This is a genomic window from Paenarthrobacter sp. DKR-5 (genome assembly GCF_018531425.1).
GTDB lineage: Bacteria > Actinomycetota > Actinomycetes > Actinomycetales > Micrococcaceae > DKR-5.
Genome location: NZ_JAHBOI010000008.1, coordinates 141,766 through 159,620 on the forward strand (window position 1 = coordinate 141,766; position 17,855 = coordinate 159,620).

Below are 17,855 nucleotides of genomic sequence, written 5' to 3' on the forward strand. Positions count from 1 at the left end.
ATTTGCTTTTCAGCGAATCCCGGTCCCCGGGTGGTACGTGTCGTATCCGCCCGATGGGCGGTTAAAGCGAAGGACCCCCACCGGGAAAGGTGGGGGCCCTTCGCGTTGCCGGTGGTCAGTGACCGATGGCGATGAACTGCGGGCCGGAGCCGAGGTAGGCGCTGAAGACAACGGTGTTGCCGCCGTCGAACCCGCCGTGGATGGCCTGGCCGTTGCCGATGTAGATGGCAACGTGGGGCATGCCCGCGCCGGCGTTGTCGTAGTAGATCACGTCGCCGGGCTGTGCCTCGGCTGCGCTCTCGGCGTGGCCCAGCGACTTGTAGCCGGCCGGCCAGCCGTGGAAGAAGATGCCCGCGGCGGCCAGCGAGTTGCTGACGAGGGCGGTGCAGTCCTGGTGGACGCCGAGCTGCGCGTAAGCGGCAGCGACGATCTTGGCGCCGGCACCGGAGGCGACAGCCGGAGCGGCCGGGGCAGACTGCACGGTGACGTTCGCGACCGGCGTGGCGACGGCGGCCTGCACCGGGGCGGCCGGTGCGGCGATCGGCGCGGCCGGCTTGGAGTCCTGCACCGTCACGACGGGCTGGGCGACCGGCTTGGCGACGACCGGGGCGGCCTCCGACTTCACGGCGGGACGCTCGAAGGAGATCGCGACGTGCGAGTCGGTGCTGACGTCGACCGATCCGGCCTTCTGGACCTCAAGGGTGGACGTGTTGGTGGAGGAGTCGCGCTGGGCCGGTGCCTCGGCCGCGTTGGCCGCGATGCCGGAGGTCAGGACCAGGCCCGAAGCAGCGGCGATAACGGCGGCCTGACGGCCCATCCCACCAGCGTTCGACCCGACAGCCTTGGCGATGACAGCAAGCGAGTTGGTCTTGGTGACCTCGGCGCGGTGTCGTGCAATAGGTGCACGCTGAGTCATGGTTGCTCTCTTTCAAATTCCTCAAGCCGGATTTCGGCCCTTTGGTTTCTTTCGGGGGGCTCGGCGGTTTTTGTTGCGCGAGCCGCCGGCCCGCTGGGGGTGCCTAGCGAAGGGTGTAGAACACCGAGCTTCCGGTCGCGGAGACCGGAAGAAGCAAAGTTCCCTGTGACGGGTTGAGGGCGCTGATCATCATGCCGTTGCCGACGTAGATGCCCACGTGCACGCCACCGTTCTGGACGACGAGGTCGCCAGGAGCGGGGGCGGACGTCTGCGTCATGCCGACCCACTGGTTGGTGCGCGGGATGCTGATGCCGGCCTGGGCGTAGGCCCACTGGACGAAGCCCGAGCAGTCCCAGCCGGAGGTGCTGGTGCCGCCCCACACGTACGGGTGGCCGATGCCGGCGTAGGCCGCGGCGGCCACGGCAGCGTTGCCGCCGGAGACCTTGTCGGTCTTGGCTGCAGCCGGAGTGGCTGCCGCGGTGATCGTCTCGGCCTGGACCGTGACACCGGCCGCGGGTGCGGCGGCCGCGGGAGCCTGCGCGGCCGGAGCGGCAACGGCAGGAGCCGGTGTGGAGGTCACCGCGGGGCGCTCGAACTTGACGTTCGTGCCCTGCGGGGTGCTGACGGCGACCGGGGTCATGTCGGCGGAGGCCTCGATGGCCTTGCTGGGGGTCTGGGTGTCGGCAGCCTGGGCCGGAAGACCCATCGTGACGATCAGGCCGGATGCTGCGGCGAGCACGGCTGCCTGGCGTCCGACAGATCCGGCATTCGACGACACGGCCTTGGAAATGACATTGAGCGGGTTCGTGCGAACCGCATCCGCGCGGTGGCGGGCAAGCGTGTGTGAAGACACAGTTGTAGCCTCTCCCAATGCCTGCGAGGTGAGCTGTCGGATTCGGATGGGAGTCACCCGGCCGCTCGTCCTCCACGGAATCCGTGGACTTCTTGCGACTTAACCCCTAGGACTTCTTGCGAAGCCCAACTAATTGGTTCCCCCGCCCCTGCCATGCGAATGTTGCGAACGGACCTCGAGCGGTGGCAGAGCTAGGCAATCCACTCGAGGACGCCAACTTGAACAAAGTTGGCGCACAAACGACGGTACATGAGATAGGGCCCAATGTCACATTCCGATCACGACCGGCGTTTTCGGATGTGACCTGCACCCCTAGAGCCAGCCAGCCGGGTCGACGACGTCGCCGTTGACCATCACTTCGAAATGGAGGTGGCAGCCCGTGGAGGCGCCGGTCGTGCCGCTGAGGGCGATGAGTTCGCCGCGGCTGACTTCCTGGCCCACGTGGACGCTGAACGACGAGAGATGGTTGTACGTGGTCTCGAGCCCGTTGCCGTGGTCGATCACCACACGGTTGCCGCCGCCGTAGGGGTGCCACCCGGCGAAAGTGACCTTGCCGGAAGCCGCCGCATGGACATCGGTGCCGCAACCGGCGGCGAAGTCTTCGCCACGGTGGAACTCGCCGAGCTCGCCGGTAATCGGACTGATGCGCTGGCCGAAGGGCGATGTCTCGGTCATGTGCGCCAGCGGAGCCGCAAGGGAGCCCTTGGCGGAGGCCGGAGTCACGGACCCGGACGCGGTGGACATGATCTGCTTGAGCCGGCCGTCCGGGTCCGCTGTGGTGGAGAAGCCGGTGCGGCTGAATTCCACTTTGGCGGACAATGGCGTGCTGACCAGCGCCAACGGCGCCTTGGCGGGTTTCGCCGGCTCCTCCGCGACCGCCGCGCCGGTGGTCGGGATGGCGACGGCGAGCACGAGCCCGGTGGCCGCAAGGGCCATGCCGGCCTTCTGGCCGGCGCCGGTTACCCCGGCGAGGCCGGCGGCCTGACGGACGGGGCCGCGCCCGCGGCGCTCAGCGCGGACGGCGTCGCGGGGACGCGCTTGCGGAACGGGCGCGGCGACGGCTGCCGGTGCGGCAGCCCGGCGGCGCCCATGCAGTTTGTGCGTGGACAACAGCTTTCCCTCTCTGTGGCTGCCTGCGGAGTTAGCTGTCGGATTCGAGTCGGAGAGATGCTGACTCGGCCCGGGAGTTGCCCGCCGCACCGGCCCGCAGACGGCCCCAGGGCCTTCCACGGAGGTACTTCAGACGAGACTGCCGGGCTTCACCCCAAGACGGCTTGCGCAGCCGCCGGATGGTGGGTCCCCCGCCCCTGCCAGGTGGGATTGTTTCGCAGTTCCGCTGGCAGGGCTCGGCATCGGAACGGGTAACGCTTTGGTATCAGCGTCCGCACAACACTATAAATGATCGCCCAGGGTGATATGAATCCGTGATGTTCCCTGTGGACAGCGAATCGGATGTCTGACGTTGCGCCGCCAGCGGCCCGCTTCAGCCGCCCGCTTCAGCCGGCGGGAGGTTCGGGCTCTTACCCCACCGAAACGAACACGTGCGCGGCGACCTCAGGCGGCAGCTCGAGCGCCCCGTCGATGTTCGGCACCCGCACCGAGATGTAGTCCCCGGCCTGGGCCAGCAGGATTCGCGCGCCGGGCCGCAGGCCGCCCTCGTCCAGCTGGGCAAGCAGCTCCGGCTCCACCTGGATCGGCTCGGCAAGGCGGCAAATCACCACCTCCGAAGCCTCCGTGTACTGCGCCATCGCAGCCGGGAGGTTCATCACGCCCTCGGTGAACGCGTCGGACGACTCCCCGCCAAGAGCTTCCAGTCCCGGGATCGGATTGCCGTAGGGCGAGACATTCGGCCTGCCGAGCAGTTCGAACAGCCTGCGCTCGACCCGCTCGCTCATCACGTGCTCCCATCGGCACGCTTCATCGTGGACGTAGGCCCACTCCAGGCCGATCACATCCGCCAGCAGCCGTTCGGCCAGCCGGTGCTTGCGCATCACCTCGGTGGCCCGGGTGCGCCCGTACGGAGTGAGCTCCAGGTGCCGGTCACCCGAAACCACCACGAGGCCGTCCCGCTCCATCCTGCCGATGGTCTGCGATACGGTCGGCCCGGAGTGGCGCAGCCGTTCGGCGATCCGCGCCCGCAGCGCCACGATCTTCTCTTCTTCGAGCTCAAGGATGGTGCGCAGGTACATCTCAGTCGTATCGATGAGATCGGTCACGAATCTTCTCCTTGAGCACGGGGCTGTCTTCTCCGCCCGGGCCGGCGGCGACGTTCTGCACGGGCCTCAAGACTAGCTTGTTTGTACAGAGTGCAGATAATCGGCCGCAGCTGCTGGCGGCGAACCGCCGGCATCTCATTCCCTGGGATCCGCGCTGCCGGGTTGGGGGCGCCGGACGGCGTCGGGCAGAATAAAAGCAAGCCCCAGCGTACGCCTGTAGCAACTATGACATTTGGAGCCTGACGTGAGCGATCAAGAAATCACCATCCCTGCCGACCTGCTGCCCCGTGACGGCCGGTTCGGCGCCGGGCCCTCCAAGGTGCGCAAGGAGCAGATCGACGCGCTGGCAGCCGCGGGCCTGACCCTGCTGGGCACCTCGCACCGGCAGGCGCCGGTGAAGAACCTGGTCGGAGAGGTCCGCGAGGGCCTGAGCTCCTTCTTCGCGGCGCCGGACGGCTACGAGGTGGTGCTCGGCGTCGGCGGCTCGACCGCATTTTGGGATGTGGCGGCCTTCGGGCTCGTGGAGCAGAAGGCACAGCACCTCTCCTTCGGCGAGTTCGGATCGAAATTTGCCGCTGCCACCAACAAGGCTCCGTTCCTGCAGGACTCGACCATCATCAAGAGCGAGCCGGGCACCCGGCCGGTGGCCGCTGCCGAAGCGGGCACGGATGTGTACGCGTGGCCGCAGAACGAAACGTCAACCGGCGTCGCCGCGCCCGTCGAGCGCGTGGCCGGGGCCGATGAGGATGCCCTGGTGCTCATCGACGCTACGTCCGCGGCCGGCGGACTGCACGTCGACGTGAGCCAGGCGGACGTCTACTACTTCGCCCCGCAGAAGAACTTCGCCTCCGACGGCGGCCTGTGGCTGGGCCTCTTCTCCCCCGCGGCGCTCGAGCGGGCAGCGCGGATCAAAGCCGGCGGACGCTGGATTCCGGACTTCCTGGATCTGCAGACGGCCATCGAGAACTCGAAGCTGAACCAGACCTACAACACGCCGTCGCTATCCACACTGGTCACGCTCAACGAGCAGATCAAGTGGCTGAACGGCAACGGCGGCCTGGCCTGGGCGACGGCGCGCACCGCCGAGTCCGCCGGCCGGCTGTACAGCTGGGCCGAGGCCTCCGAACTGGCGACGCCGTTCGTGGCGGATCCGGCGGACCGTTCCAACGTCATCGTCACGATCGACTTCGACGACGCCGTGGACGCCGCCCACGTCGCGAAGGTCCTGCGGGCCAACGGCGTGGTCGACGTCGAGCCGTACCGCAAGCTTGGCCGCAACCAGTTGCGAGTCGCCACCTTCGTCGCGATCGAGCCCGATGACATCACGGCCCTGACGAAGTGCATTGACTACGTGATTGGCGAACTGGCCTCCTGAGAGGCACCGGGGCAAACAAATGGTCCGGCATTACCGCGGTGCGGTAGTGCCGGACCATTTCCCGTTCAGGTTCCGGTAAGGCCCAGGCGGCCAGCCGGACTGGCTATTCGTCCTCGCCGCTGCCGGACGGTTCCCCGGCCTCGGTGTTGTCCGCGCCGGCACCCTCCTCCGAGGTCGCGTCCTGCGGCTGGTCCTGGTCCTCGGCCTGCGGCTGGTCCTGGTCCGTGGCCTGCTGCTCGTCCTCCGGGCGCACCCGCTCCGCCCACGGCACCCACTCGGGAGCCAGCAGTGACTTCTCCGAGGGCAGCAGGCCGACCTCGCTGACCGTCACGGCCTTGGAGCGGGCCAGCCGGGTGACGGTGGCGAACCACAGCCAGCCCCCGTAGCCCGGCAGCTTCGACTCGAACAGGTGCGTCACCAGCCGGTCGCCTTCACTTTTCGCTGCCACATGCGTGCCCACCTGGGCGGGCTCGGCGATGGTCTCCACGCCCGCACGCGCGGCGTCGACGGCGGCCGCCAGCACGGCGTCCGGCCGGCCGGTCCGCCAGACGGGAACGCCCGCCGGCGGCTTCTGCCGGCGCACGGGAGCGGGAGCGCCGGGAATCTGCTCCTCGGCGTCCGGGACTGCGTCGGCGGCCGGAATGGTCTGGTCCGGATCGGACATCACGGGGTCGGACATCACGCGTCGAGGTCGTCCGCGACCTTGCGCAGCAGGGCGGCCACCTTGGCGCCCTTGTCCTTATCCGGGTACTTGCCCTTGCGGAAGGACTGCGACATACCGTCAAGGAGCTTGATCAGGTCCTCGACGATGGGTGCCATGTCCTCGGCAGGCTTGCGCGTCGCCTTGGCCACGGACGGAGCGGCGTCGAGAATCCGGGCGGAAAGCGCCTGGGCGCCCTTCCGGCCGGCGGCAACGCCGAACTCCATCCGGGTGCCGACCTTGACGTCGGTGGTGCCGGCGGGGAGTGCCGACGCGTGCAGGAACACTTCCTGCCCGTCTTCGGTAGCAAGGAAGCCGAAGCCTTTCTCGCTGTCATACCATTTGACCTTGCCAATGGGCACTGGACTTACCTCGTCACTCGTTGGGATTCTGCCGCGCACGCCGATGCCCTGCAGGAGGGCAGGCGGGCGCACGGCGAAGGGTCTGCTGCCATTAGATTATCGTGCCCCTGCCCCAAACAGGCGGTGCCGGCACCCCTTATGCTGACAGCGTGAGCCGCCCCCGGGTCCACCGCCCCGGCGGCGGCGCGGCAGGCGGTACCGTAGGAAGAGTGTCCTCGATCCGCGCCTTGACGGCCGAACTGGCGGCGCGCAGCGACGAGTCGTTGCGCGGGCTTTTCACGGCCCGGCCGGATCTGCTGCAGCCGCCCGTCCCGGATTTCGCCGCCCTCGCGGCGCGCAGCTGCGCCCGGGTCAGCGTGCAGCGGGCCCTGGAGACCCTCGACGAACCCGCCCTGCAGGTCCTTGAGGCGGTCCATCTGACCACGGACGAGGATGCCGGCCGCTCCGCCTCCTCCCGCAGCCTCAAGCCCCTGATCGCGGGCAGCAGCCTCACCGCCCTGGATTCGATCCTGAAGAAGCTCCAGGCACTGGCCCTGCTCTACCGGGCGGGCACCTCGGCCCCTGCATCCTATTACCCGGTGAGCACGCTCAAGGAGGTCATCGGGCTGTATCCCGCAGGGCTGGGCCGGCGCTACGCGGAGCTGGTGCGGGCGCAGCCTGCCTTCGCGGAACGTTCCGTTGCCCTGGTGGCGCAGCTGGCGGCTGCGGGCCATCCCCTCGCCGCGGCTTCCTCGCCGGCGGAGGCTGCCGATGCCCTTGAGGAGTGGCTGAGGTCCGGCGGCGCCTTGGAGCCCTTGCTCGCCGGGGCACCCCCGAAGACGGTAGACCTGCTCCGCCGCTTCAGCAGCTGGGCGGTGGGAGCGCTGCCCAACGCCCAGCGCATCGTGTCCTTCTCCGACAGCGCTGAGCAGTCGCCGGTGGACTGGCTGCTGGCCCGCGGACTGCTCGTGCCGCTGGACAGCGAGCACGTCGAGCTCCCCTTCGGCGTCGGCGTGGGCCTGCGCGGCGCGATCGTCACCGACTTCCGGCTGACCCCGCCGCGCGCCGAGCTGGCGTTCACCCGCGCGTCGCTGCGCCGCAACGCTGCCCTCGGATCGATCGCCGAGACGCTGCGGCTGCTGACGGACCTTGTGCAACTCGTCCGTGCCGCCCCGCTGGCCACCCTGCGTGCGGGTGGCGTCGGCGTGCGGGAGCTGCGCCGGCTCAGCGACGGGCTCCGGATCGAACCGCAGGCCGCGGCCGTGCTGCTCGAAATAGCCGCCCTCGCCGGTTTGCTCCGGCTGGATGTGGACACCTCGCACTGGGTGGCCGAGGACGACGAGTGGCGGGGCCTGCCCCGGCCGGAACAGTGGCTCTGGGTCGTGGCAGCCTGGCTTGGCAGCGACCGCGCGCCGTCCCTGGTGGGCGAGCCGCTGCCGGCCGTGCGCAGCGGGGCGCCCGCCACGATCAACCCGCTGGCCGGCGAGGCGCAGCGGCCGGACGCCCCGCTGATCCGCCTGAAGACCCTCGGACTGATGCGGGAGCTCACCGAGGAGGCCGGCGGCGACGCGGCGACGGCGCCGGTCCTTACCGCAGAGGCCGTGCTGGCCCGCGCTGAATGGTCCAACCCGCGGTTGCTGCGCCGGTTCCGGCGGCTGGTGCCCGGGATCCTGGCCGAGGCGGAACTGCTCGGCCTCACCGGTTCCGGGGCGCTCACGCCGGCGGGGCTGGCCGTGGCGGAGGGCGACGGCAGCCGGGCACGGAGCCTGCTCGAGGAGAGCCTCCCCGCGGCCGTGGACCGTGTCCTGCTGCAGGCGGACCTGACCGCCGTCGCCCCCGGCTACCTGGCTCCGGAGCTGAGCAACGAGCTGTTGACGCTGGCCGACGCGGAAGGCCAGGGCCCGGCTACGATCTATCGGTTCTCGGCCGCCTCCATCAGGCGCGCGCTGGACGCCGGCCGGGACGCCGCCAGCATCCTCGACTTCCTCGGCCGGCACGCCGCCACGGCCATTCCGCAGCCTCTGGCGTACCTGGTCGAGGACACCGCCAGCCGCTACGGACGGCTGCATGTGGGCGCGGCCGGCTCTTACCTCGCGGGGGACGACGAAGCGGCCCTGGCGGAACTGCTGCACCACCCCCGCTCCGCGCAGCTGGGCCTGCGCCGCCTGGCGCCGACGGTGCTCATTGCCCGGGCGGCCTCGCGGGAGGTGGCCGCCGTCCTGCGCGAACTCGGGCACTCCCCTGCGCTCGAGGACGGCGAGGAGCAGCTGCTTCGGCTGCGCCGTCCCGCAGCAGCCGCCGCCCTGCGGGACGGCGAGGAGCAGCTGCTTCGGCTGCGCCGTCCCGCAGCAGCCGCCGCCCTGCGGCCCAGCCTTCAGGCGGCCGGCCCGCGCGTGCCCGACGACGAATCCGTCGCAGCCCAGCTGGCGGTGCTGCGCAGCCGGCCGGCCGTCAGCCCCGCCTCGGCCGAGGGCGGCCCCCAACTGGGCATCGAGACCCTGCGCCGGGCGATCCGGCAGAAAAAGGAGGTCAGGATGCGCATTGTGGACGGCCAGGGGAATCACCGGCAGGAAGTCCTTGTTCCCTTAGCAGTGGCCGGGGGAAGGGTGCGGGTGTTCGACCCGCGCAGGGACACCGAACGCGTCGTCTCCGTGCACCGGGTGATGGACGTGGAACTGATCGACGAACAGCCAGGGAACTGACAAGAGAATGAACGACGGACCGCTCATCGTCCAAAGCGACAAGACCATCCTGCTGGAGGTGGACCACGACCTGGCCACCGAGGCACGGCATGCCATCGCGGCATTCGCCGAACTGGAGCGCGCCCCCGAACATGTGCACAGCTACCGGCTGACTCCGCTGGGCCTGTGGAACGCCCGCGCCGCCGGGCTCGACGCCGAGCAGGTGCTGGACACGCTGCTCAAGTACTCCCGCTTCCCGGTTCCGCACGCCCTGCTCATCGACATCGAAGAAACCATGTCGCGCTACGGCCGCCTGCGGCTGGAAAAGGACCCGCAGCATGGCCTGGTCATGCGCACCGACGACTACCCCGTGCTCGAGGAGGTCATCCGCGCCAAGAAGATCCAGCCGCTGCTCGGCCCGCGGATCGACGGCGAGACGGTCGTCGTGCACTCCTCGCAGCGCGGCCAGCTCAAGCAGCTGCTGCTGAAGATCGGCTGGCCGGCAGAGGACCTCGCCGGGTTCGTCGACGGCCAGCCGCATCCGATCGCCCTGAACGAGGACGGCTGGGCGCTGCGGCCCTACCAGAAGGTGGCCACCGAGAACTTCTGGGCCGGCGGCAGCGGCGTCGTCGTGCTGCCCTGCGGCGCGGGAAAGACGCTGGTGGGCGCGGCGGCGATGGCGACGTCGTCGACCACCACGCTGATCCTGGTCACCAACACCGTCTCGGCGCGGCAGTGGAAGGACGAACTGCTCAAGCGCACATCGCTGACCGAGGAGGAGATCGGGGAGTACTCCGGCGCCGTGAAGGAGATCCGGCCGGTGACGATCGCCACCTACCAGGTGCTGACGATGAAGCGCGGGGGCCTCTACCCGCACCTGGAGCTGCTGGACGCGAACGACTGGGGCCTGATCCTCTACGACGAGGTCCATCTGCTCCCGGCCCCGATCTTCCGGATGACGGCGGACCTGCAGGCCCGGCGCCGGCTGGGGCTGACCGCCACACTCGTCCGCGAGGACGGGCGGGAAGGGGAGGTCTTCTCGCTGATCGGCCCCAAGCGCTACGACGCCCCGTGGAAGGACATCGAGGCGCAGGGCTACATCGCTCCCGCGGACTGCGTGGAGGTCCGGGTGGACCTGCCCAAGGACGAGCGGGTCGCCTACGCGATGGCGGAGGACGCGGACAAGTACCGGCTCTGCGCGACCAGCGAGACGAAGTCCGGCGTCGTCGAGCAGCTGGTGAGGCAGCACGCCGGCGAGCAGCTGCTGGTCATCGGCCAGTACATCGACCAGCTGGACGAAATCGGCGAACGGCTGGACGCCCCGGTGATCAAGGGCGAGACCTCCGTGAAGCAGCGGCAGAAGCTCTTCGATGCGTTCCGCGCCGGTGAGATCACCACCCTCGTGGTGTCCAAGGTCGCGAACTTCTCCATCGATCTGCCCGAGGCCTCCGTGGCCATCCAGGTGTCCGGCTCGTTCGGATCGCGCCAGGAGGAGGCGCAGCGGCTGGGCCGGCTGCTGCGGCCCAAGCAGGACGGGCGCGCGGCCCGGTTCTACACTCTGGTGGCGCGGGACACGCTCGACCAGGACTTCGCGGCGAAGCGCCAGCGGTTCCTCGCCGAGCAGGGTTACGCGTACACGATCCTGGACGCGAAGGACATCAAGCCCGCGGCCTGACGGTATTCGGCGAGCGTCCGCAGGGTACGGCGCAGGGCTCCGCCGTTGCTGCGGCCGAAGCCGCCGGCGTCCAGGTGCGACGCCGCCGCCTGGTCCGCGATCACCGTCACCCGCGGATGCAGCTGGACGAGCGACGCAGGGCAGGACGCATCCACCGGGCCGGACAGCGCCTGGCGAAGAGCCGCCGCCTTGGCACGCCCGCTGGCGACGAGCAGAAGTTCGCGCGCCTCACGGATGGTGCCCAGCCCCTGGGTGATCGCCTGCCGGGGCACGTCCTCCGGAGCCCGGAAGAAGCGCGCGTTGGCTGTCCTCGTGTCCTCCGTGAGCTCGACCACGCGCGTGCGGGAGTCCAGCGGTGAGGAGGGTTCGTTGAAGGCGAGGTGTCCGTTCCGCCCGATGCCCAGAATCTGCAGGTCGATCCCGCCGGCATCCTTGATCCGGGCCTCATAGCCGGCGCAGGCCGCTGCCACGTCGGGCGCCGCGCCGTCCGGGAGGTGGGTGTTCGCGCTTCCGATCCCGAGCGGCTCCGTCACCAGCCGCCGCACGAACGCGGCGTAGCTGTTGGGGTCCGCCGGCGCCAGGCCCACATATTCATCCAGGGCGAAGCAGGAGACGGAGCTGAAGTCCGCCGAGCGCTCGGCAGCCAACCGGGCGTAGACGGGCATTGGCGAGGAGCCGGTCGCGACGCCGAGCACCAGGTTCGGCTTGTCCTGCACCCGGGCGGTGATCAGGGCTGCGGCCTGCGCCCCGAGTTGCTCGGCATTTTCAACAAGAATGATGTCCACGGACAGAAACCTCGATCAGGCGGCGGGAAGGGAGCCGAGCGGAAGCCCGGCGTGCGGGAAATCGGTTCCGGGAAATGTCAGGGAGCCGACGTCGGCGCCTGCGTCGCGGTAGGCCAGCAGCAGGGCACCGAGCATGGACAGGTCATCGGGAGTGCTGGAGAGCACCAGCCGGGGAGGGTACGGGACGTACTCGTCCAGCGCGCTGCGCAGGGCCGGAATGAACGCGGGCGCCGCAGCGCAGACGCCGCCGCCGACGGAGATCGTGTCGGGGTCCAGGGTGACTGCCAGATTCACCACCGCCCGGCACAGCTGTTCCACAGCCTGCTCGGCCAGGTCCCGCAGCGCGGGTCCCCCGGGCGGAACGGCCACCGGTTCCAGCAGGAGCGAGAGCACGTCCGAGGCGCTCAGCTCCGTTCCGGCAACGTCCTTGGCACGCTGGCTGAGCGCGCTCCCGGAGATGAGGTCCTCCAGCGGCGCGGCTCCGCTGCGGTGGCCGGGGCCGAGCGCGGTCGACGGCAGCAGATACCCGACCTCCAGCGCTGCCCCGTGCGCCCCGCCAAGCGGGACGCCGTCGATCACCGCGCCGGCCGAGAAGCCGGTACCCAGATTGATGTAGAGGCCGCAGCGGGCGCCCCGCAGCTCGCCCCAGCGGTGGTCTGCCATGGCCGCGGCCTTGACGTCGTTCGCCCAGGCAACCCGCTGCAGCCCCAGCAGCCGGGCGAGTTCCTGCGCCGGGTTGGACGCCTCCATCCCCGGGTTGTTCGGAGCCAGGCCGATCAGCCCGTCCGTCACCACCCCGGGCGTCACCAGTCCTGCACAGACGAGGGCCGCGGTGGCGCCGGTGAGCCGCTCCCTGGAGCGCAGGAACCGCTCGACGGAAGCGGCCACGTCGCCCAGCAGGGCTGATGTCGTCGCCGCCTCCGTCGTGGAGAGACGTTCCAGGAACAGAACCGTGCCGTCCAGGTCCGCGACGCACACCTTGGCTTTGGTGCCGCCGATGTCCACTCCGACGGCCACCGGCGTCGCCGTTGTAGCGGGATGCATCAGACGTGGACCTCTTCAGCCGCCTCGACGGCAATCTCCTCGTCGACCTCGTTGCGTTCCACCGGCAGCGGCCCGAACGGCCAGGTCTTCTCGCGCTTGGCCCAGACCAGGAAGCATGCCACTCCGGCCGCCACCCAGGCGAGCGAGAGTTCCATGGGGTGCAGGCCGGGCGCGTTGATGTCCGAGTAGAGATAGATGACGAGCCACCCAATGCCGGCCACGGCGAGCGGAGCCGGGTAGAGCCACATCTTGTAGGGACGCTTCATGTCCGGCCGGCGCCGGCGGAGCGCCACGACGGCGACGACCTGCCCAATCGCCTGAACCAGCACCATCACGGCCGTGAGCAGCTGGATCAGGGCGCCGATGTTGGTCGCACGGCCGATGAGGAAGCCGGCAGCGGTCATCAGTCCCATCGTCACGAGCCCGGCAACCGGGAACTCCTTGCGCGGGTGCAGTTTGGCGAACACGCGGAAGAACACGCCGTCCCGGGCGGCGTCGTACGGCACCCGCGAACCGGCCAGGAGGCCGACCATGAGCGAGGCGAAGGCTGTCACCAGGATGAAGACCGTTACCACGTTCGCGGCGGCCGCGCCCCAGGTGCGCTGCAGGACGAGCGAGACCACGGAGGTGTACGCCAGCGAGTCAGTGGAGAGCATCTCCTGCCACTTCACGACTCCGAGCACCCCGATTTGGGTCAGCAGGTAGATGACCATGATGCCGAGTACGGAGAAGACCACCGAGCGCGGGATGGTGCGTCCGGCGTTCTTCATCTCGGCCCCCATGTAGGCGGAGGTGTTGTAGCCGAGGTAGTCGTAGATGCCGATGGTCAGCCCGGCGACGAACGCCACCCAGAAGCCGCCGGAAGTTATGTCGAACGCACCCGCCGGGAAGTCCACCACCTGGCCGCCATTGAAGTGAGTGAAGCAGGCAATGATCACCGTCAGCACGGTGAGGATCATGACGGCCCACAGCACGACGGTGAGTTTGCCCAGGGATTCGATCCGGCGCCAGAGCACCGCGACGATGAGGGCGATGAGGCCGAGGCCGATGAAGGTGCCGGCCGTCCCGTCCAGGTCCGGGGCGAGGAAGCCCAGATACTGCACGAAGCCAATCACGCCCGTGGACATCACCAAGGGGATAAACAGCACGGCGGACCAGACGAAGAGGAACGGCATGAGCCGGCCGGTGCGGTATTTGAAGGCCTCGCGCAGGTACACGTACGTTCCGCCCGAACCCGGCATCGCGGCTCCAAGTTCGGCCCAGATCAGGCCGTCCGCGAGGGCCAGGACCGCTCCGGCGATCCATCCGACGACGGCCTGGGGGCCGCCGAAGGCGACGATCATGGCAGGAATCGTGATGAAGGGCCCAATGCCGACCATTTGCGACATGTTCAGGGCCGTGGCTTGGAAAGAACCGATCCTCCGGCGGAGTTGCGGGGAGTTCGTGGGAATTGACGCCATTGAAAATCCTTTGATGCTCGGCCGCTGCGTGCGCAGGTGATCAGGTTCACTCTCGCGGCTTGATAGAGCGATAGTAAAAGACTTTTCCGATCGGGTCAAAGCGGGGCGGGGCCCGCGGCTGGTCCGCTCAGTCAGAGCACATCGAGCAGCCGCGCCCATCCCAGGTCCAGAGCCCGGTCAAGCGCACCGTCGAGTGTCGCATCCTCCCCGGCCAGGCTGGGCTCCACGGCAGGCAGTCCGAAGGGAAGCACGCGCCCGAGGGCCTGCCGCACCGCCGTGGCGAAGCGCGCGCCGCCGCGGAGTCCCACGCTGCCGGCGAGCACCACCAGCGGCGGATCCACGACGACAACCAAAGCGCTCAGCGCATAAGTGGTGAGCTCGACTTCCCTCTGCATGACAGCCTCGGCGGTCCCGTCGCCTGCCTCCCAGGCGTCCACCAGCTCCTCGACGGTCGAAAAGGCGCCCCCCAGCTCGGCCGCCCGCTCGAGCATCGCATCGGCCGACGTCGCCTCCTCGAACGAACCGCGGACGGACGGCGCCCCTCCCGCGGTGCCGCTCGTCATGGGCAGGAACGCTATTTCCCCCGCGGCGCCGCGGGCGCCTGTCAGCGGCCGCCCTTCGTGGACGACGGCGGACCCCACGCCGCGGCCAATCGAGAAGAGCACGAATTCCGCAGCCGGTCCGCCGCGCCGGGCTGTTTCCCCGAGCGCTGAGAGGTAGACGTCCTTCATGATCACGCAACGGTCCCCTAACCGCGCCCGCAGCTCCCCGAGCGTCGACGGATCATCCCAGCCGGGCAGGTTGGAAGCGTGGTTGATGCTGCCGGTCACCGGATCGACGACGCCGGGACTTCCCACCACGGTGAACACAATCGCACTGCGGGCGACGCCGGCCTCCGCCAGCAGCTCCGCAAGCGAGCGGTCCAGCGCCGCGAGGATGCTTGCGGCGGTTGCGGAACCCGAGCCCGCGCGGCGAGCGGCGACGGTCTCGCCGGCGAGGTTGCCAAGCTTGAGCCGGACCCACTGCGTGCCGACGTCGACCGCCAGGACGAAGCCTGCTGTTTCGTTAATACCCCACTCGACCGGCGCCTGTCCCGAACGGCCCACCCGGAACCCCCGGTCACGCACCAGGTCCGCGGACTGCAGTGTGCGCAAAGCAGTGCCGATGGTCGGCTTGGACAACCCCGTCCGGTCCGCCAGCTCCGGAGCCGTGAAGGCACCCGTCCGCAGGTGTTCGAGCACGGCCCGCTCGTTGATGCGCCGCAGGTGGGAGGCTTGCACCCCGTGCATCAGTGACGTGCGCAGCAAGTCTGGTTCTCTCCTCTGTTCGTCGGCCACAAGCCGGCGCGGCCCGTCCGGGGCCCGCGTTCCCGCAGTCCACACGATACAAGCCGGAGGGTGCCTTTCCGCGCCGTCGGCCCGCAATCCCGCGGCCCTGGCGGCCCGCCGTACGCAAGCTGGGCGTATGCTGACAGTAGACTCACAAGGTTCCTCCAGCTAATTCCCAGCCTGCGGACGGACACTGAAATGGTGAAAAAGAACGGACCCGAAGCCAAGCTGCTCGTTGTCGACGACGAGCCCAACATCCGCGAACTTCTCTCCACCTCGCTGCGCTTCGCCGGGTTCGACGTCGTCGCCGCAGCGAACGGCCGCGACGCCCTCCAGGCCGCCGAGGAACACAATCCGGACCTCGCGGTCCTGGACGTCATGCTTCCGGACATGGACGGCTTCACTGTAACCCGCCGGCTGCGGTCGGCAGGGCGGCACTTCCCCGTGCTGTTCCTGACCGCGCGCGACGACACCGAGGACAAGGTCACCGGCCTGACCGTCGGCGGGGACGACTATGTCACCAAGCCCTTCAGCCTCGACGAGGTCGTGGCCCGGATCCGCGCCGTCCTGCGCCGCACCCAGCCCCTGCTCGACGACGACGCCGTCATCCGCGTCGATGACCTCGAGCTCGACGACGACGCCCACGAGGTCCGCCGCGGCGGCCACACCATCGACCTGTCCCCGACCGAGTTCAAACTGCTGCGCTACCTGATGCTCAACCCGAACCGGGTGCTTTCCAAGGCGCAGATCCTGGACCACGTCTGGGAGTACGACTTCAACGGGGACGCCTCCATCGTCGAGTCCTACATTTCCTACCTCCGGCGCAAGGTCGACATCGACCCCGAGGCGCCCGCCCTTATCCAGACCAAGCGCGGCGTCGGCTACGTCCTGCGGACGGCGGAGAAGCGCTGATCTTGCTGCGCGCCTGGAAGTCCGCCTCGCTGCGTTCGCAGCTGGTGGCCACCATCGTGATCCTGCTGGTGGCCTCGCTGGCGGCCATCGGCTTCGCCACGCTCACGCTCCTGCGCTCCTACCTTTCGGACACGATCAACAACCAGCTGGTGCAGCAGCAGCGCACCATCCTGCAGACCGGCACCTCCCAGTCGGAGGCCAGCGGTCCGGCGCCGGTCGAGTTCTACGTGGCCTACTACGACGGCTCGGGCCGGCTGGTGTCGGAAAACCGGCACACTGCGGACAAACCGGTGCTGGGCACGATGGACCTTGAGAACGCCACTGCGCGGACCGGGAAGCCTTTCGATGCCTCCAGCACCGACGGCGGCGACGACTGGCGGGTGGCGATCGCGGCGCCGGCCAACGTCTCGGTCTACCGCGGGGGCGTCGTGCAGTCCCGCTTCGTCGGTTCCGTCGTCGTCGCTCTGCCGACGGAACCGATGAACCGGACCCTGGACCAGGTGGGCCTGATCGTGTTCGGCGGCGGGTTCCTCACCATCGTGCTCGCCACTGTGGCCGCGTACTGGACGGTGACGCGCGCGTTCCGGCCGCTCGCCAGGGTGGAGAAGACCGCTGCGGCCATTGCCGCCGGGGACCTCTCCCGGCGCGTGGACGTCGAAAACCCTGCCACCGAAATCGGCCGGCTCTCCGGGTCGCTGAACGCGATGCTCACGCACATCGAGGCCGCCTTCGCCGCCCGCACGGCCTCGGAGAAGAGGATGCGCCGGTTCGTCGCCGACGCCTCGCACGAACTTCGCACGCCGCTGGTGACCATCCGCGGCTTTTCGGAGTTGTACCGGCACGGGGCGCTGGCCACCCCGGACGACGTCGGAACGGCGATGGGCCGGATCGAGAGCGAAGCCAAAAGGATGGGCGAGCTCGTCGAGGACCTGCTGATGCTGGCCCGCATCGACGAGCAGCGCCCGCTTCAGCTCCAGCCGGTGGACCTGCTGCTCCTCAGCCACGACGCCCTCGTCGATACCCGCGCGTCGGCCCCGGACCGTCCCATCAAGGTGATCGGGCTCGACGGCGGCCCGGGCCGGAACGCACCCGTCTCCGGCGACCAGGCGAAGCTGCGGCAGGTGGTCTCCAACCTGGTCGGCAACTGCCTGCGGTACACGCCGGCCGGCTCCCCGATCGAAATCGCCGTGGGGGTCGAGGAGACGGATGAGGGCCGCCAGTCCGTCCTCGAAGTGCGGGACCACGGCCCCGGCATCGACGAGGAGGAGGCCCCGCGCGTCTTCGAGCGGTTCTACCGCGCCGACTCCTCCCGGACGAGGGACACCGGCGGCAGCGGCCTCGGCCTGGCCATCGTCTCCGCCCTGGTGGCAGCCCACGGCGGCACCGTGCGGCACAGCGAGACGGCCGGCGGCGGGGCGACCATGACCATCCGCTTGCCTTATCTGGCTCATCGTAATTAAGGGTGTAGTCGGGATCGGAAGCCGCCGGATTCCAGGAGTGATCTCGCGATGTAGTTGGTGAGGTTCCTGAATCCGAGGGCTGAGCCGCGGAGGTGTTCGAGGCGCCCGT

General features: G+C 69.3%; 15 protein-coding genes and 2 riboswitches. Of the genes, 5 read left to right on the top strand and 10 right to left on the bottom strand.

From position 1 onward, the window contains the following. Positions 1–115: 115 nt before the first annotated feature. The 4 genes from KIH31_RS16400 to KIH31_RS16415 form a co-directional block, all read right to left on the bottom strand. The gene (locus KIH31_RS16400) at positions 116–916 is read right to left on the bottom strand and encodes an NlpC/P60 family protein (protein WP_214428207.1); all 801 of its coding nucleotides are present in this window, start codon (positions 914–916) and stop codon (positions 116–118) included. Between the two features lie 103 nt (positions 917–1,019). After that, positions 1,020–1,706 (bottom strand): C40 family peptidase, encoded by a 687-nt coding sequence (locus KIH31_RS16405; RefSeq protein ID WP_214428232.1) that lies wholly within the window; start codon positions 1,704–1,706, stop codon positions 1,020–1,022. A gap of 67 nt (positions 1,707–1,773) precedes the next feature. After that, positions 1,774–1,967, bottom strand: a riboswitch (cyclic di-AMP (ydaO/yuaA leader). A 114-nt stretch (positions 1,968–2,081) separates the two neighbouring features. Then, entirely contained in the window at positions 2,082–2,879 is a 798-nt protein-coding gene (locus tag KIH31_RS16410; protein ID WP_214428208.1) for a M23 family metallopeptidase, read from the bottom strand. 4 nt (positions 2,880–2,883) lie between these two features. Continuing rightward, a riboswitch (cyclic di-AMP (ydaO/yuaA leader) is annotated at positions 2,884–3,131 on the bottom strand. Between the two features lie 158 nt (positions 3,132–3,289). Continuing rightward, on the bottom strand, positions 3,290–3,985 hold the full coding sequence (locus tag KIH31_RS16415; protein ID WP_214428209.1) for a metal-dependent transcriptional regulator: 696 nt from the start codon (positions 3,983–3,985) through the stop codon (positions 3,290–3,292). 244 nt (positions 3,986–4,229) lie between these two features. On the opposite strand from KIH31_RS16415, the gene serC reads away from it, so the two are divergent. Continuing rightward, the gene (serC, locus tag KIH31_RS16420; RefSeq protein ID WP_214428210.1) at positions 4,230–5,360 is read left to right on the top strand and encodes a phosphoserine transaminase; all 1,131 of its coding nucleotides are present in this window, start codon (positions 4,230–4,232) and stop codon (positions 5,358–5,360) included. A gap of 103 nt (positions 5,361–5,463) precedes the next feature. Here the strand turns inward: serC and KIH31_RS16425 are convergent, their stop codons facing one another. Together KIH31_RS16425 and KIH31_RS16430 are read right to left on the bottom strand one after the other, a co-directional pair. Beyond that, complete coding sequence (locus KIH31_RS16425) at positions 5,464–6,039, bottom strand: DUF3027 domain-containing protein (protein WP_250546138.1); 576 nt, start codon at positions 6,037–6,039, stop codon at positions 5,464–5,466. Then, positions 6,039–6,422: a cold-shock protein gene (locus KIH31_RS16430; RefSeq protein ID WP_214428211.1), complete on the bottom strand. Its 384-nt coding sequence runs from the start codon at positions 6,420–6,422 to the stop codon at positions 6,039–6,041. The genes KIH31_RS16425 and KIH31_RS16430 overlap by 1 nt, the downstream gene beginning before the upstream one ends. 209 nt (positions 6,423–6,631) lie before the next feature. Between KIH31_RS16430 and KIH31_RS16435 the strand changes: the two genes are divergently transcribed. Both KIH31_RS16435 and KIH31_RS16440 read left to right on the top strand, forming a co-directional pair. Continuing rightward, positions 6,632–9,103, top strand: coding sequence for a helicase-associated domain-containing protein (locus KIH31_RS16435; RefSeq protein ID WP_214428234.1), 2,472 nt, complete (start codon positions 6,632–6,634; stop codon positions 9,101–9,103). 7 nt (positions 9,104–9,110) lie between these two features. After that, entirely contained in the window at positions 9,111–10,757 is a 1,647-nt protein-coding gene (locus KIH31_RS16440) for a DNA repair helicase XPB (RefSeq protein ID WP_214428212.1), read from the top strand. Here the strand turns inward: KIH31_RS16440 and nagB are convergent. The 4 genes from nagB to KIH31_RS16460 all read right to left on the bottom strand — a co-directional run bounded on the left by nagB (position 10,709) and on the right by KIH31_RS16460 (position 15,353). Continuing rightward, entirely contained in the window at positions 10,709–11,542 is an 834-nt protein-coding gene (gene nagB, locus KIH31_RS16445) for a glucosamine-6-phosphate deaminase (protein ID WP_214428213.1), read from the bottom strand. The two genes, KIH31_RS16440 and nagB, sit on opposite strands and share 49 nt — an antisense overlap. 15 nt (positions 11,543–11,557) lie before the next feature. Further along, positions 11,558–12,586, bottom strand: coding sequence for an ROK family protein (locus KIH31_RS16450; protein WP_214428214.1), 1,029 nt, complete (start codon positions 12,584–12,586; stop codon positions 11,558–11,560). Next, the gene (locus KIH31_RS16455; RefSeq protein WP_214428215.1) at positions 12,586–14,046 is read right to left on the bottom strand and encodes an APC family permease; all 1,461 of its coding nucleotides are present in this window, start codon (positions 14,044–14,046) and stop codon (positions 12,586–12,588) included. The genes KIH31_RS16450 and KIH31_RS16455 overlap by 1 nt, the downstream gene beginning before the upstream one ends. Positions 14,047–14,177: 131 nt before the next feature. Beyond that, positions 14,178–15,353, bottom strand: a complete 1,176-nt coding sequence (locus KIH31_RS16460) for an ROK family protein (protein WP_214428216.1) — start codon at positions 15,351–15,353, stop codon at positions 14,178–14,180. A gap of 222 nt (positions 15,354–15,575) precedes the next feature. Between KIH31_RS16460 and KIH31_RS16465 the strand changes: the two genes are divergently transcribed. Continuing rightward, a complete protein-coding gene (locus KIH31_RS16465; protein WP_307857687.1) occupies positions 15,576–16,286 on the top strand; it encodes a response regulator transcription factor in 711 nt (236 codons plus the stop codon). Between the two features lie 2 nt (positions 16,287–16,288). Continuing rightward, positions 16,289–17,746 (top strand): HAMP domain-containing sensor histidine kinase, encoded by a 1,458-nt coding sequence (locus KIH31_RS16470; protein WP_214428218.1) that lies wholly within the window; start codon positions 16,289–16,291, stop codon positions 17,744–17,746. Positions 17,747–17,855 lie beyond the last annotated feature (109 nt).